We start from the raw sequence: 14,436 nt of genomic DNA, 5'->3' as shown, positions 1-14,436 counted from the left end.
ACCATCTCCTTTTGCTCTATCTAAATGCGAATGTTGATTTGTCCAGGTTCTTTCGGAATAGCTGCAGTTGTCGGTTGCGGACGTAAATCAGGCGGGGTGCCTACTTTCCAATCGGCACTATGGAGTCGGAATCCCTGTTCGGATAAAGCTTTCTGAAGTTCCGGCCAAGCGTCCATGCCTTCTTTCATGATGTCTACATCGTACACGGTAACTTTACTTATTACGTCCCGCTGCCGCAAAGCCAGTTCCACAGCGATAGGACCTAGATGTTCCGTATCTAAAACGAGAGCCAGCCTGAGGTTTTTTGGGTCCAAGGTACGGTTTTTCCCATCTTTATATACTCTCAACTGACCGGTGCCTTCGCTGCCGTCTCTGTGCAAATAGGGGATGGAAAAATACAAATAATCGTTAGAACCGCTTACTCCTTTGTTTAGCCCTTGCAAGATTTGCTGACCGGCCCACTGTTCTTCAACAGCAGCGCCATTAGTGAGCACTTCCGCTCTTTCGGTTCCCGGCGACTTGAAAAACTGTTCCACTTCTTTCACGGCTCGACTGATCAATGGAAGCAGATTTTTTTCTTCTCCTGGTGAAGCATGTTTTAGGGCTCCCGAATTCTTTTCTACATGTTCGATCTGGTTTTGCTGACCTGAAGCTTTTTTCCCTTTCGATGAGTCGATCGGGGAAGGGTCTTTCCCCTCACCTTCTTGATTCAGATTCGAAAGACCGGATCGCCCAGCCTCTAGTCCGGCTCTCTCGCTTTCTCCTTGTGTTCGATTCGTCGAAGCAGTGACGAAGAAGCCCGTTTCCTTCTCTGGATCCGCTGTCGCCAAGAAAAAAGAGGCGGCGTGAGGCTCTTGCACAGACGACTTCTCCCCGTCGGGAAGGCCGGTCGTAGCCTCTTTTCCCGAGAAAACTGTCGATGAGGAGGTGCTTGCGAAACTGGAAGCACCAGAGGTGCTTTTCCCAGGCATCTGTTGATTTTTGAAGAGGCTCTCCAGCTTTTGCGCGATTTCAGCCGTTCCATCGTCAGGGCTGAGTCGAACCTGTTGAAGTATTTCCTCCAGTTGAGTCAACGCCTGGGACTGTTGGCCTTGTCCTTGCAAGAGTTGTTTTGTATCGTTGATCCATCGTTGCAGCCCTTGGACAGGATCGGGCTCCGTAAAAACTCGCTGCATAATTTGCAGCACGTCGCTCTCGAGAGGTAATCCTGCTTTCAACGCAAAGGCAGCGATTTGAGCTGTACCTAAATCCTGTTTACCCATCACCATCATGGCCCGGGCCACTTGCTGAAAGTTCTCTCGGCTCAATGAAAGCATGGCCGATGTAAGGGATTTAAAGATTGTCCGGTTTTGGGCGTTGTCTTCAACACCGGCTTGGCGAAGTACCAGAGACGTTCTTTCTCCCGCTAGCTCTTTCTGTCCTGGCGGGATGAGGCGGGCTTGGATCTGCTTTTCGTTGACTCCCTGTATCTGTAATTCGATCTCTTGACCTGCTGTTAATGGGTATGGCGATTGCAGGGATAGCTTTTTTCCGTCCATTTTTACCGTATACGTGTCTGGAAGAACCATTTCCAAGACTAGCCCTTTGAGGAGGGCGCCAATCTTCCATTCGCTGCCTTCACCATTGTTTCGCTGCGACATCTGTGAAAGCAAAGACCGCAGTACCACTTGGGTGACATCCATTGTCAAGGTTCATTCCTCCTCCCACTTGTCGATATGCAGAAAAGAGGTGCGGTGAATCAAACTGGGCCCTCGAAGAATGATCGCTTCTCGATGGGCTACCGTGCCATAGCCTTTATGTTTCTCGAAGCCATAACCGGGAAAAATCTGATTAAAACGGATCATTAATTGATCTCGGGTGACTTTCGCCAGGATCGAAGCGGCAGCTACTGGAGCAGCCAGTCCGTCACCGCCGATGAGTGTTTCCTGTGTGCCCTTATACTGGGGCAAAGGCAGGTTGCCATCGACGAAGAGATAATCCGGTTGGATCCTTAAGTTGCTAACGGCTAAGGACATGGCCCTAAAGGTAGCCGGGAGTATACCAATTTGGTCGATCACCCTCGCTGCGACAACGGCGACTGCACATGCCAAGGCTTGTCGCCGGATTTCTTGGGCGAGACGCTCTCGCCGAGCAGCGCTGAGCTTTTTGGAGTCGTTTAATCCTTCAATGTGGCAGAAGGGCGGTAAGATGACAGCTGCTGCTGCCACAGGACCAGCTAGCGGTCCGCGACCTGCTTCGTCGATGCCGGCAATCCGTTCGAATCCCATCTCCCTCAACTTTGTTTCTGTCGTTAACCAGGAATCTTGCAACAGTTGACTGCTCTTTGACAACTTCTTCAACTCCCTAATTCGTTGGAAAGGAACACCTGCCGGTCCTTTAGATACCTCCCATAGCTTCATTCCCGCCTAGACAAACTACCTTTTGAAGAACGGGAATGGAGGTGTCCCTTGAAAAATATCGCGCTAAAAATCGCTTTAATTTTATCTCTTGTTGGTATTATCGGGTTTGTGGGCTTGCAACCTTTACATCCACCGAAGGAATATCTCTCCCTCGAGTATAATCGCTTAGAAAACAGTTCCCCGGAAAATGCGCCGGCGAACAATCCCAACGTTCGAGATCCTCATAAAAAATACGGTTGGGGATTTGTCCGTTCTAAAGAAGAGCAACCCCCTTATGTCCCTCAGTGGCAACAAGACTTGTTGAAGGAATACAACGCTATCTATAAAGGAAGCGGGGCCCAGAAGGTCCTAGCGATCACCTTTGATATGGGATACGAATTGGAAGGCGCTACACCACGCATCCTTGATGTATTGAAGAAGCATGATGCGAAGGCTGCCTTTTTTTTAACCGGTCACTGGGTAAAGACGCAACCGGATTTATTGAAACGCATGATCGCCGAAGGCCATGACATAGGAAATCACACTTGGAATCATCCCAGTTTGCCTGATCTTTCTCAAGATAAACTGACCGAGGAGATCATGTCCCTTCACCGGGACATCCAACAAGCTTCCGGATGTGATTATGCGGCCAAATATCTTCGTCCGCCAAAAGGAGAGTTTAGCCGTTCCAGTTTGGATGCAACAAAAAGCCTCGGTTATCAAACGATTTTTTGGAGTATCTCTTCCGTAGATTGGCTTCCGTCCTCTTCTCCGCGCAAAGTCTACAACGATGTCCTTAGCCAACTCCACCCGGGTGCTATCATTTTACTTCATGGCAACTCGAAAGCTGTCGTCGACCAGATGGAAGATATGATGACAGCCATAAAGGAACGGGGCTACTCTATTGTCCCATTGACAGAGATCCAAAAGCAATAACAAAAAGCACCCTTCGACTAAGGGTGCTTTCATTTATTCCGTTACGTCGAGAGTGAACCGGCCCAGTTTGCCAGCTCGGAAATCTCCTAAGACTTGAATAGCTGCTTTTTCCCGGTCGAAGACTCCGCCGGAAAGCAAAAATCCGCGCCGTTTGGCTACCGCGTCGAGCCAATTCACCTCAGGCACTTCCAAGACGTTCAGGCTATACCGTTCTTGCAGGGTCTCCACTGCCTTATCCCGAATCGCCTGCAGGATATAGGAAGCCACATGCTGCACATCGACGACCAGGTCGCTGACCGCTCCTGTGGCCGATAGTTTTAAGCCGACCATCGGATCTTCGAACTTGGGCCATAAAATTCCCGGCGTATCGAGCAGTTCGAGCTTTTGTCCGATGCTTACCCATTGCGGTCCCCGAGTGACACCGGGACGATCTGCCGTTACGGTTCTTCTCCGACCGGCTAACCGGTTGATCAACGATGACTTGCCCACGTTGGGAATTCCCAAGACCATGGCCCGGAAAGGCCGAGGACGCATCCCCCGCTGCTGCCATCGCTGTAACAACTGTTGTAAAGCCTGTTCTACAGCGGGAGCGATCGCTTTCACTCCCTCTCCCGAAGCAGCATCGATGGACAAAGCCGGAATCCCGCGGCTGCGGAAACTCTCAGCGAACTTCTGCGTTGCCGCCGGGTGGGCTAAATCAGACTTGTTTAGCAAGATGATCCGTGGTTTTTGGCCGAGTATTCGATCGATGTCAGGGTTACGACTGCTCACAGGAACGCGGGCGTCGACGAGTTCCAGCGCCAAGTCCACCTTGGCCAAGTCCGCTTCTACCTGACGCCGTGCACGAGTCATATGTCCTGGATACCATTGTATCCCACTCAACTTAGATGCCCTCCGTTGTGCGAATCCGATTTAAAGGCCAATATAAAAATACCGCTTTGCCGATGATGTTATTCCTCGGCACAAAACCCCAGCGGCGGCTGTCATCGGAATGGTTGCGGTTATCACCCATGACAAAGAGCTGTCCCTCTGGAACTGCCTTTGGTCCGAAGTCCTCCATTTTCAGCGGGGGAAGGTACGGTTCGGAGATCTTCTCTCCGTTTACATACAACTGGTTATTGCGAATCTCCACTGTCTCACCGCCAAGGGCGATGACCCGCTTGACAAAGTCGCGGCTTTCATCCAATGGGTAACGGAAGACGATGATATCGCCCCGCTTCGGCTCACTAAAATAATAGTTCACCTTACTGACGATAATCCGATCCAGCGGCATGAGGGTGGGCTCCATCGAGCCCGAAGGGATGTAAAAAGGCTGAAACAAAAAGAACCGGATTACAAAAGCCAGCACGACGGCGATTAAGACCGCTTCAGCGATTTCTCGAATGGCCGATTTGGGTTGTTTTTGTTCAGCCTGGACGGTAGAATCCTCCGGCCCTTTCATCTCTTCCACGAGGATACCTCCCCTAGTCCATTTCCATTATATTCCATAGGAATAATAGACAAAAGGGACTGGTTTCCCAGTCCCTGTAACCAGTCTAGCGTTTGTCTTTGATCCGGGCAGCTTTACCGGACAAGCCGCGCAGGTAGTACAGTTTGGCCCGACGAACGCGACCGCGACGTACCACTTCGAGCTTGTCGATACGCGGAGAATGGACGAGGAAAGTCCGTTCTACGGCGACACCGTAGGATACACGGCGAACAGTGAAAGTCTCACTGATTCCACCGCCACGACGTTTGATGACAATGCCTTCAAACACCTGAATCCGCTCACGGTTACCTTCCACGACTTTGACGTGGACTTTCACCGTATCCCCAGGATTAAACTGAGGAATATCTTTACGCAGTTGTTCTGCTTCGATTTGACGAATAATGTCTTGCATACTCTGAACCCCCTTCCTCGCCTAGGCGTTCTTACCCCCAGTTTCTATACGGGGCAGCGGACCACCCTTGCTTCCGAAGAGCATAACTCCCCGGTATCAAACAAAAGTTAGTATATCATAATCACAATTTCTACGCAACAAAGAGTTTAGCTTTATTGAAAAAACTCGACTACTGTTAACGCAGAAGGTCTTAGAGAATTATGCTGATTCAGGAAAAATAAAATGAGGGGAAGGATTTTGAACATACAACTAGTGTGTATTACTCTTTAACCGGGGAAAACTCCCCTTCGTACCAGGCCTCTCCTAACAACCGATCAAGGATGATCGCCGCCGCACTCCGAACGGAGAGATGGTTATAGGGACCTCGTCCCCAGATGGGATATAATATATGGTCGGCCGACTCCATCAACTCTTGTTCCATGCCGAAACCAGTGCCGAAGAGCAACAGCCAGGGCCCTTCTTCTTGCACTAGTTTTTTACGCATCTCCCGGTATCCGACCGAATGAGGATAAATTCGGGCATCCGTGGTGATGACTTTAGGCAGACGGCCTTCTTTTTGCTCGATCATCTTTTTCGCATCTTCTAAAGTGCTAGCCACGGTCAATCGTTCCAAGGCTTCCTTGCGATCAGGGTTGTATTCGGCGCCATAGCCCTCGATCCAGTACCGCAGGATCTCGGAGACGAGTCGTTGTTGCGCTTGGTGAGGGTGGATGACAAAATAGCCGGCTACATCATAGGTCGTGGCCGTACGGGAAATGTCATGCAAGTCGAGATTCGTCACCGATGTGGCGATGACCTGCATGCGCTTGTTGTAGACGGGATGGTGGATCAGGCCGATATAGAGCGGCACATCTTTCAAATCCAATGGAATCTAGCCCCTCCCCTTGGTTCGCTTCTTTTTCTCTTTTCGGGGTATTTCTACATCATGCCCTAGTTCTTGCAGCGCCTCGGCCATCAGCACCTGATCGTCAAAATCAAAGTTTCGTTCCTTTAATAATTCCGGACGAACTTGATAGGTGCGCTTCAGCGATTCTTTTCTTCGCCAACGGCGGATCGATGCGTGATGCCCGCTGAGCAGTACTGGTGGCACTTCAAGTCCGCGAAACTGCGCAGGCTTGGTAAACTGAGGATATTCCAACAACCCGTCGCTAAAAGACTCTTCTTCGGCAGAGCTTTCGTCTCCCAGGGCACCGGGGAGAAGTCTCACCACAGCATCAATGATGACCATGGCGGCCAGTTCACCGCCAGTCAGGACATAGTCGCCGATAGACAACTCTTCATCGACCCAAACTTGTCGAACCCGATCATCGATGCCTTCATAACGCCCGCAGAGCATGACGAGGCGAGGGATTTGCGAGAGCTCCCGGGCTTTCGCCTGGTCAAAGGTCTTACCCTGTGGAGTTAACAGGACTACACGGGTATCGGGCGCCTTTTCTCCAGCTTTTGCGTCGAGAATCTTTTCTAAGGCATCAAAAAAAGGTTGCGCCATCATGACCATGCCGGCTCCCCCGCCAAAAGGGGTGTCGTCGACACGGCGATGCTTGTTGTCTGTGTAGTCTCGTACATCATGGGTCTGAATGGATACGATCCCCTTACCTTGGGCGCGGCCGATGATGCTCGTCTCCATGGGACCTTTAAACATATCAGGAAAAATCGTTAATACATCGATCTTCATCGGTTTCACTCAAGCAATCCTTCCGGCAATTGTACGGTCATGCACCCTTTTTCCAAATCCACCTGCAGCACGACTGATTTTAGCGCCGGAATCAGCACTTCTTTTCCTGTATCTTCTGAACGGACCAGATAGACATCGTTGCTTCCGGTCTCGATAATTTGTCGCAACAAGCCAAGCGATTCCCCAGCTTCAGTGAAGACTTTAAGTCCTTCCAATTGGAAGTGATAATAGGCGCCTTCCTCAAGAGGCGGAACCTCTTCCATAGGAATCGTCAAATAGATATCCTTTAGTTTTTCCGCAGTCGTCATATCCTGAATCTCTTCGAAGGTGAGTAGAAATAGGTTTTTGTGCGCTTTCGAAGAGACGATCGTCAACATTTCCGGACAGCCGGGAACCTTTCCCTCCAGGTAAACACGTTTCAATTGCATAAACCTGGCCGGGTCTTTCGTCAACGGCCAAACACGGACTTGTCCTTTGACACCTTGTGTATTGATGATCTGTCCAACCCGGACGAATTTGTTCATAAACCGGCTGCCCCCTATTGAAAATAGAATCACCTTATGAGACGAGAAAAAGGGAGCCTAAAGCCCCCTTTTCCCCCATTTCCGGCTTAAACAAGCCGTTTAGACAATCTCTACAACGACACGTCGGCCGTCTTTCGCCGCAGCAGCTTTTACCATGGTGCGAATCGCCTTGGCAATCTTGCCTTGTTTGCCAATGACTTTTCCCATATCTTCCGGGGCGACGCGAAGTTCAATGAGAACTTGCTTCTCCGATTCTGATTGGGTCACTTGCACCTGATCCGGTCGATCGACCAGAGCTTTGGCCAGTATTTCAACTAATTCTTTCACGTGGGTACCTCCCCACTGGACATTCCCCATCAGACTCAAAAAAGCTTAGGCTTTTTTCTGAGCCCATTTGTCCAGGATCCCCGCCTTATTCAGCAAAGCCTTGACGGTATCCGAAGGTTGAGCACCGTTGTTCAGCCATTTGAGGGCTTTTTCCTCATCAATTTGGACGATAGCCGGATCTTTCGTCGGATTGTAAATGCCGATCTCTTCAATAAAGCGTCCATCCCGAGGAGAACGGGAGTCCGCTACTACGACCCGGTAAAAGGGAGCTTTTTTCATACCCATACGTTTCAGTCGAATACGAGTTGCCAAGTGTATCACCTCCTTCAAAGAGTCTGGTCCTGTCGATTCGAAAAATAGAACCTATTTCATAAAGGGCAGCTTGAACATACCCTTACCTTTTCCGCCAGGACCTTTTCCGGGGCCTTTGCCGCGCATATCAGCAAATTGTTTGAACATCTTGCGAGTCTGCTCGTAGGTCTTGATCAGGTTGTTCACCTGCTGCACCGAGGTGCCCGACCCTTTTGCGATGCGACGTTTTCGGCTGTCCTTCAGAATTTGCGGATTCTGTCGTTCTTCCGGCGTCATCGAAAGAATGATCGCTTCCACATGCTTGATCTCTTTTTCGTCAAACTGAACATCTTTGAGGGCTTTCATTTTGCCCATGCCCGGCAGCATGCCTACAAGTTGGTCAAGAGGCCCCATCTTCTGCATCTGCTGCACTTGGAAGAGAAAGTCTTCAAAGTTGAAGTCAGACTTGCGCAGCTTTTGCTCCATCTCTTTAGCCATTTTGGCGTCAAAGGTCGATTGGGCTTTCTCGATCAGGGAGAGCACATCACCCATGCCTAAGATACGGGAAGCCAACCGGTCGGGATGGAAGGGCTCCAAGGCATCCGGTTTTTCGCCCATGCCAGCGAACTTGATTGGACAACCGGTGACCGCTTTGACTGAGAGTGCGGCCCCGCCTCGAGCATCACCGTCAAGCTTCGTCAATACGACACCGTCCAAACCGAGTTGTTTATGGAAGGAATCGGCCACGTTCACAGCGTCTTGACCGGTCATGGCGTCGACAACGAGCATGATCTCATGAGGTTTTACGGTGGACTTGATCGACTTTAGCTCATCCATCAACTCTTCGTTGATGTGCAAGCGTCCGGCTGTATCGAGAAGGATCACATCACGGCCTTGAGCGACGGCGTATTCCGTAGCACCCCGGGCGATGTCGACAGGGCTGACGCCTGTCCCCATGGAGAAGACAGGGAGATCAAGCTGGTTGCCAAGCACCTGTAGCTGTTTTACCGCGGCAGGACGGTAGACGTCACAGGCAACTAAGAGGGGGCGCCGTCCCTGTTTGCGCAGGTAAAGGCCCAGTTTGGCAACGGTTGTCGTTTTACCGGCACCTTGCAGTCCGACGAGCATGACCACTGTCGGCGGTTTTGAGGACATGTTCAGCTTGGAGGTGGTTCCGCCCATCAACTGAATCAGTTCGTCATGAACGACTTTGACGACCTGTTGTCCCGGTGTTAAGCTTTCCAGCACGTCCTGGCCGATGGCCCGCTCTTTCACGCGGGCAACGAAGTCTTTAACGACTTTCAAGTTGACATCTGCCGCGAGCAAGGCCATGCGCACTTCCCGCATGGCTTCGGCCACGTCGGCCTCGGTCACTTTTCCCTTGCCCCGCAGTTTTTTTAACGTATTTTGCAGTTTTTCCGCGAGTCCTTCAAACATGGCCATGGGTCTATTCCCCACTTTCGCCTAGCATTTCTTTCAAGCGAAGGATAGCCTCTTCCAACTGACCCACATCACCGCCGCTGCGAGAACGCTTCAACAAGATGAGAATTTCCGACAGGCGGTCGCGGTCTTCCTGCCAGCGACGCAGCAATCCCAACTTTTCTTCATAGCCCAGGAGAACTTTTTCAGCCCGCCGGAGCAAGTCAAAGATGGCTTGCCGCGATACTTGAGATTCTGAGGCAATCTCCGCCAGTGAGAGATTGTCTTCATAATATAACGAGAGGACTTCCCGCTGCCGCTCCGTCAGTAATTGACCATAAAAGTCGTACAGCAGGGCCATCCGTTGCAGTTTTGCTAAGGATTGTTCTTCATTCATAGGTTCCCTCTGTTAAGGGTTAGCACTTGACAGACTCAACGAATGCAATTGTACTATGACCGCTTCCCTCTGTCAAGGGTTTTTCCTTCACAGTAAAAGAAGGAAGGTTATCCTTCCTTCTACCCGATTTTTAAAGCATATCTCCTGAATAAAACTCTTTCCGTCGTGAGCAAAATGCTTACTGTTTGTTTGGGTAAAGCCCGTGAAACGACTTTGCACAGTTGTGTCCCTTATTGTGCAGGCGAGTCCGTCGTCAGGCGGATCGCACGCAGGCGGGCTTCCTCCATAATCCGGCTTTCATCGAGACTGGTCAGCTTGCCCTCACGGAGAAGCACTTTTCCATCGACGAGTACCGTATCGACGTCGGATCCGCGAGCCGAATAGACCAAATGGGCGACCACATCATGGCTGGGACAGAGGTGTGGTTGTGCCAGATTGACCATGGTGATGTCGGCTCGTTTGCCCACTTCGAGTGAACCGATCATATCATCCCAACCTAAGGCACGGGCCCCGCCGATGGTGGCCATCTCTAAGGCGGCGTAAGCCGGGAGTGCCTCGGGATTGAGCAGGTGCACTTTCTGTAGGAAAGCTGCTTGACGCATCTCTTCTATTAAATCAAGGTTATTGTTGCTGGCGGCGCCATCCGTCCCGAGAGCCATGACGGCACCTTTTTGACGCAGGCTTTCCACGGGAGCAATCCCTGAGGCGAGTTTCATGTTTGATTCGGGGTTGTGAGCTACACCGATACCTTTCGTGGCAAGTATGTTTTGTTCTTCTTCTGTCAAATGAACACAGTGGGCGGCGAGAACTGGCCGTTCGAAGAGGCCAATGCTGTCCATGAGTTGGATGGGCGGTTTTCCGTATTGTTTGGTGATGTCCTGGACTTCCGTCTGTGTTTCTGCGAGGTGGATATGAAGCCCTGTTCCTAACCGGTCAGCTAATTCCATGACCCGTTTCAAATAGTCTGGCGTACAGGTGTAGGGCGCATGGGGTCCTAACCAGATTTTTACCCGCCCGTCAGCGCCGTTGTTCCAACGCTGGAAGAGCTCTTCCGATTCGACGATCGCTTTTTCGGCGCTGGCGCCAAAGCTGATCATGCCCCGGCTAAGATGGCCCCGGATGCCGCTCTCGGCGACAGCTTCGGCGACCCGGTCCATAAAGAAGTACATGTCGGCAAAAACAGTCGTACCGGACTTCAACATCTCGGCGATGGCCAGCATCGTTCCCCAGTAAACGTCATCACCGGTCAATTTCGCTTCGGCCGGCCAGATGGCCTCATTGAGCCAGCGCATCAAGGGAAGATCATCGGCATAGCTGCGAAAGAGCGTCATCGCTGCATGAGTGTGAGCATTGACCAGACCAGGTAAGACGGCTTTGTTTCGGCCGTCGATCACCTGCAGATCAGGGCCTTGAATTTCCTCTGGAGCTTTTCCCGGAAACACTCCGGCGATCTTCCCATCGACGATATAGAGATCGCCCTGACAGATATCTAGGCGGGAGGTCATCGGCAGGATTGTCCCACCCTGAATCAAAATCCGTGCCATAAGAACCCTCTTCTCTTATTCTTCTTTTAAAAGCCCTTGTAAGGTCTCGCCGTAAGGGGGGCGGAAAATTCCCCTATCGGTGATGAAGGCGGTAACCAGTTCTGCCGGTGTCACATCAAAGGCCGGGTTATAGACGTGTACACCGGGAGGCGCCGTTACAGCGTCGCCAAAGCCTCTCACTTCTTCGGGATCCCGTTCTTCAATGGGAATCTCTGCACCGGTCTTTAGAGACAAGTCGAAGGTCGAGACAGGTGCCGCCACATAAAAGGGAATGCCGTGGGCTTTCGCCGCTAAGGCCACCCCGTACGTTCCGATCTTGTTGGCCACATCTCCGTTGGCGGTGATGCGGTCAGCACCGACGATGACCAGGTCGACCAGGTTCTGTTTCATCACGTAGGCCGCCATGGAGTCGGTGATCAAGGTGACCGGAATCCCGTCTTGCATCAATTCCCATGCGGTCAGACGGGCTCCTTGCAGCAAAGGCCGGGTCTCGTCAGCGAAGACGCTGACTTCCTTTCCCGCATGATGGGCCGCCCGGATGACGCCTAAGGCGGTGCCAAATCCGGCGGTGGCTAAGGCGCCGGCGTTGCAGTGAGTCAGGATTCCAGCGCCTTCGGGAATGAGTTCTACCCCGAACTGCCCCATACGCTCGTTCATCGCCCGGTCTTCTTCGGAAATCGTTTTCGCTTCCTCTAGAAGGATATGTTTTAAATCTTCAACGGTCGCCCCACGATGAGCTTCCGCTTTAGCTTGCATTCGTTTTAAGGCCCAAAACAAGTTGACGGCCGTCGGCCGGGTTTTAGCCAGGTCGTCTACAGCCTGCTTGATCTCGGCCTCCAATTCCTGCGGGTCTTCCCCCTGATAGTTTAAGGCGGCCAAGGCAACACCGAAGGCAGCAGCAGCCCCAATGGCTGGGGCTCCTCGCACACGCAGTTTTTTGATGGCCTCTCCGAGAACGTGGTGGTCCCAGCATTCAATATATTCTTCTACGAGGGGTAGTTTGGTCTGATCTAAGAGCAAAAGGTGATCTTCTTGCCAGCGTAAAGTATCCACGTCGGTCCCCTTTCCGGTCAAAAGACTTATGCTTTATATCTTTTTAGAGCTTAAAGCCGCCAAATTCCTTCAGCGCCTCTTGGCAATCACAGCCTGCCTGCGAATCCATCAGTTCAATCGTCCGCATGGCGAGAATCTTGATGTTTTCAATGTTTGCTTTCATAGCATCGAGCACTTCCATATGGGTCAAGACCTCCGGCGAGATACCGGCACCAAAGTTGGTGACCATGCAAACAGTGGCGTAACACATCTCCGCTTCCCGGGCCAAGACGGCTTCAGGAACGCTGGTCATGCCGACGAGGTCGCCACCGAGTTGCTTGTACATGCGAATTTCCGCCGGCGTCTCAAAGCGGGGACCTTCCGTGCAGACATAGACACCGCCGTCGTGGGCGTTCAGGTTCTTATCGGCAGCCGCCTGTAACAAGACCTTCCGTAAGCGAGGGCAATAAGGATAGGTCAAATCGGTGTGGATCACGCCGTTTTGACCGCCGTCAAAAAAGGTGCTCGGCCGGACTTTCGTAAAGTCTAAAAACTGGTCGATGATCACTAGTTGGTTCGGACCCATGTTTTCATTTAAAGATCCGACGGCAGCGGTGGCGATGATCTGGCGGACACCGATTCGTTTTAAGGCGAGAATGTTTGCGCGGTAATTGACGAGATGAGGAGGAACCGAATGGCCCTCCTCATGGCGGTTCAGAAAAGCCACATCTTTACCGGCGTATTTGCCGAGCCGTAAAGACACGTTTCCATAAGGGGTCTGCACATTTACCTGGCGCGGTTCCGCCAGCATGGACGGATCATAGACGCCGGTTCCACCGATGATGGCGATGGGCACATTCAAATTCAAGCAGGATTCCTCCTCTTATCGCTGTTAAGCACACCGCCGGTCGCTACGTTCGTCGGCGGAACATCGACAATGGTGATGGTTACATTCTCAGGACGAGCTCCACTGGTTTCGACGATAGCTTCGGTGACTGCTTTGACCATGTTCCGTTTTTGTTCTTCTGTGCGGCCTTCCAGCATGGTGATGTTGACGATAGGCATGAGTAACTCCTCCTTTTTATTGTAGCAATACTATTAGTATTCCTTTATTCCTCTTTACCGAACAAGGCTTTCGCAAATTCGCCGGGATCAAAATCGCGCAGGTCATCCATTTTCTCGCCGATCCCGATGAACTTGACTGGTGTCTGCAGTTCTGAATGGATGGCCAAGATGACACCGCCTTTCGCCGTTCCATCCAGCTTGGTTAAGACCAGTCCGGTCAAGCCGACGGCTTCCCCGAAGATGCGAGCTTGGCTAAGCGCATTTTGGCCGGTCGTGGCGTCTAAAACAAGCAGGGTTTCGTGAGGCGCTCCCGGCATAGCCCGATCCAAGACCCGGTTGATTTTGCTCAATTCGTTCATCAAATGGGACTTGTTATGGAGCCGTCCTGCCGTGTCAATGATCAACACATCGCTCTCCCGGCTTTTGGCCGCTTGAACGGCATCAAAGGCAACCGCACTCGGATCGGCACCTTCTTGGTGGCGGATCACTTCCACACCGACCCGTTGCCCCCAGATCTCCAACTGATCGATCGCCGCAGCCCGGAAGGTATCTCCGGCGGCGAGGAGCACTTTACGACCTTCCTGCTTCCACCGGTGCGCCAGTTTGGCGATGGTCGTCGTCTTGCCGACGCCGTTGACGCCGACGATCAGGATCACCGTCGGTTGATTACCTAAGTTTACTGGGATAGCTTCCCCACCCAATATGGCGGCGATCTCTTCCTGCAAAAGACCTTGCAACAACGAAGGATCGCTGATTTTTTGTTCTTTCACCTTGCGGCGCAGTCGTTCCACCAGTTCAATAGACGTTTCGGCGCCCACATCGGCACTGATCAACGCTTCTTCCAGTTCGTCATAAAGTTCGTCATCGATCTTCGTTCGCCCCGTCACCAGCGCTTCCACTTTATCGACGAGATTTTGACGGGTTCGTGTCAGACCTTCCTTGAGTCGATTAAAAAAGCCAGTCAACGT

General features: G+C 51.7%; 18 protein-coding genes. 1 reads left to right on the top strand and 17 read right to left on the bottom strand.

The features are described from left to right. Positions 1 to 20: 20 nt before the first annotated feature. Both H1S01_RS02515 and H1S01_RS02510 read right to left on the bottom strand, forming a co-directional pair. Entirely contained in the window at positions 21 to 1,688 is a 1,668-nt protein-coding gene (locus tag H1S01_RS02515) for a hypothetical protein (protein ID WP_188038506.1), read from the bottom strand. Between the two features lie 3 nt (positions 1,689 to 1,691). Then, a complete protein-coding gene (locus H1S01_RS02510) occupies positions 1,692 to 2,330 on the bottom strand; it encodes a ribonuclease HII (RefSeq protein ID WP_243236883.1) in 639 nt (212 codons plus the stop codon). Positions 2,331 to 2,447: 117 nt separating this feature from the next. On the opposite strand from H1S01_RS02510, the gene H1S01_RS02505 reads away from it, so the two are divergent. Next, the gene (locus tag H1S01_RS02505) at positions 2,448 to 3,314 is read left to right on the top strand and encodes a polysaccharide deacetylase family protein (RefSeq protein ID WP_188038504.1); all 867 of its coding nucleotides are present in this window, start codon (positions 2,448 to 2,450) and stop codon (positions 3,312 to 3,314) included. Positions 3,315 to 3,347: 33 nt separating this feature from the next. Here the strand turns inward: H1S01_RS02505 and ylqF are convergent, their stop codons facing one another. The 15 genes from ylqF to ftsY form a co-directional block, all read right to left on the bottom strand. After that, positions 3,348 to 4,196, bottom strand: coding sequence for a ribosome biogenesis GTPase YlqF (gene ylqF, locus H1S01_RS02500; RefSeq protein ID WP_188038503.1), 849 nt, complete (start codon positions 4,194 to 4,196; stop codon positions 3,348 to 3,350). Between the two features lies 1 nt (position 4,197). After that, positions 4,198 to 4,755: a signal peptidase I gene (gene lepB / locus H1S01_RS02495; protein ID WP_188038621.1), complete on the bottom strand. Its 558-nt coding sequence runs from the start codon at positions 4,753 to 4,755 to the stop codon at positions 4,198 to 4,200. Between the two features lie 94 nt (positions 4,756 to 4,849). After that, positions 4,850 to 5,194, bottom strand: a complete 345-nt coding sequence (gene rplS / locus H1S01_RS02490) for a 50S ribosomal protein L19 (RefSeq protein ID WP_155474768.1) — start codon at positions 5,192 to 5,194, stop codon at positions 4,850 to 4,852. Between the two features lie 259 nt (positions 5,195 to 5,453). Next, positions 5,454 to 6,059, bottom strand: a complete 606-nt coding sequence (locus H1S01_RS02485; RefSeq protein ID WP_423751910.1) for an RNA methyltransferase — start codon at positions 6,057 to 6,059, stop codon at positions 5,454 to 5,456. Between the two features lie 6 nt (positions 6,060 to 6,065). Next, the gene (trmD, locus tag H1S01_RS02480) at positions 6,066 to 6,869 is read right to left on the bottom strand and encodes a tRNA (guanosine(37)-N1)-methyltransferase TrmD (RefSeq protein WP_188038619.1); all 804 of its coding nucleotides are present in this window, start codon (positions 6,867 to 6,869) and stop codon (positions 6,066 to 6,068) included. A 5-nt stretch (positions 6,870 to 6,874) separates the two neighbouring features. Then, positions 6,875 to 7,393: a ribosome maturation factor RimM gene (gene rimM, locus H1S01_RS02475; RefSeq protein ID WP_188038502.1), complete on the bottom strand. Its 519-nt coding sequence runs from the start codon at positions 7,391 to 7,393 to the stop codon at positions 6,875 to 6,877. 99 nt (positions 7,394 to 7,492) lie between these two features. Further along, the gene (locus tag H1S01_RS02470; RefSeq protein WP_170291560.1) at positions 7,493 to 7,720 is read right to left on the bottom strand and encodes a KH domain-containing protein; all 228 of its coding nucleotides are present in this window, start codon (positions 7,718 to 7,720) and stop codon (positions 7,493 to 7,495) included. A 45-nt stretch (positions 7,721 to 7,765) separates the two neighbouring features. Next, positions 7,766 to 8,032, bottom strand: a complete 267-nt coding sequence (rpsP, locus tag H1S01_RS02465; protein WP_155474764.1) for a 30S ribosomal protein S16 — start codon at positions 8,030 to 8,032, stop codon at positions 7,766 to 7,768. Between the two features lie 51 nt (positions 8,033 to 8,083). After that, on the bottom strand, positions 8,084 to 9,448 hold the full coding sequence (gene ffh, locus H1S01_RS02460) for a signal recognition particle protein (protein WP_155474948.1): 1,365 nt from the start codon (positions 9,446 to 9,448) through the stop codon (positions 8,084 to 8,086). Positions 9,449 to 9,458: 10 nt separating this feature from the next. Continuing rightward, complete coding sequence (locus H1S01_RS02455) at positions 9,459 to 9,827, bottom strand: putative DNA-binding protein (protein ID WP_155474763.1); 369 nt, start codon at positions 9,825 to 9,827, stop codon at positions 9,459 to 9,461. A 230-nt stretch (positions 9,828 to 10,057) separates the two neighbouring features. Then, a complete protein-coding gene (locus tag H1S01_RS02450) occupies positions 10,058 to 11,371 on the bottom strand; it encodes an amidohydrolase (RefSeq protein ID WP_188038501.1) in 1,314 nt (437 codons plus the stop codon). Positions 11,372 to 11,386: 15 nt separating this feature from the next. Further along, positions 11,387 to 12,424: an S-methyl-5-thioribose-1-phosphate isomerase gene (gene mtnA, locus H1S01_RS02445; protein ID WP_170291559.1), complete on the bottom strand. Its 1,038-nt coding sequence runs from the start codon at positions 12,422 to 12,424 to the stop codon at positions 11,387 to 11,389. Positions 12,425 to 12,467: 43 nt separating this feature from the next. After that, entirely contained in the window at positions 12,468 to 13,265 is a 798-nt protein-coding gene (gene mtnP / locus H1S01_RS02440; protein WP_155474947.1) for an S-methyl-5'-thioadenosine phosphorylase, read from the bottom strand. Positions 13,266 to 13,267: 2 nt separating this feature from the next. Beyond that, entirely contained in the window at positions 13,268 to 13,468 is a 201-nt protein-coding gene (locus H1S01_RS02435) for a 2-hydroxymuconate tautomerase (protein ID WP_155474760.1), read from the bottom strand. Positions 13,469 to 13,512: 44 nt separating this feature from the next. Then, positions 13,513 to 14,433 (bottom strand): signal recognition particle-docking protein FtsY, encoded by a 921-nt coding sequence (gene ftsY / locus H1S01_RS02430; protein ID WP_188038500.1) that lies wholly within the window; start codon positions 14,431 to 14,433, stop codon positions 13,513 to 13,515. Positions 14,434 to 14,436 lie beyond the last annotated feature (3 nt).

This window comes from Heliobacterium chlorum (assembly GCF_014502795.1).
Lineage (GTDB): Bacteria > Bacillota > Desulfitobacteriia > Heliobacteriales > Heliobacteriaceae > Heliobacterium > Heliobacterium chlorum.
The sequence above is the reverse complement of the archived record's forward strand: the minus strand, read 5'-3'. Positions and strand labels throughout refer to the sequence as shown.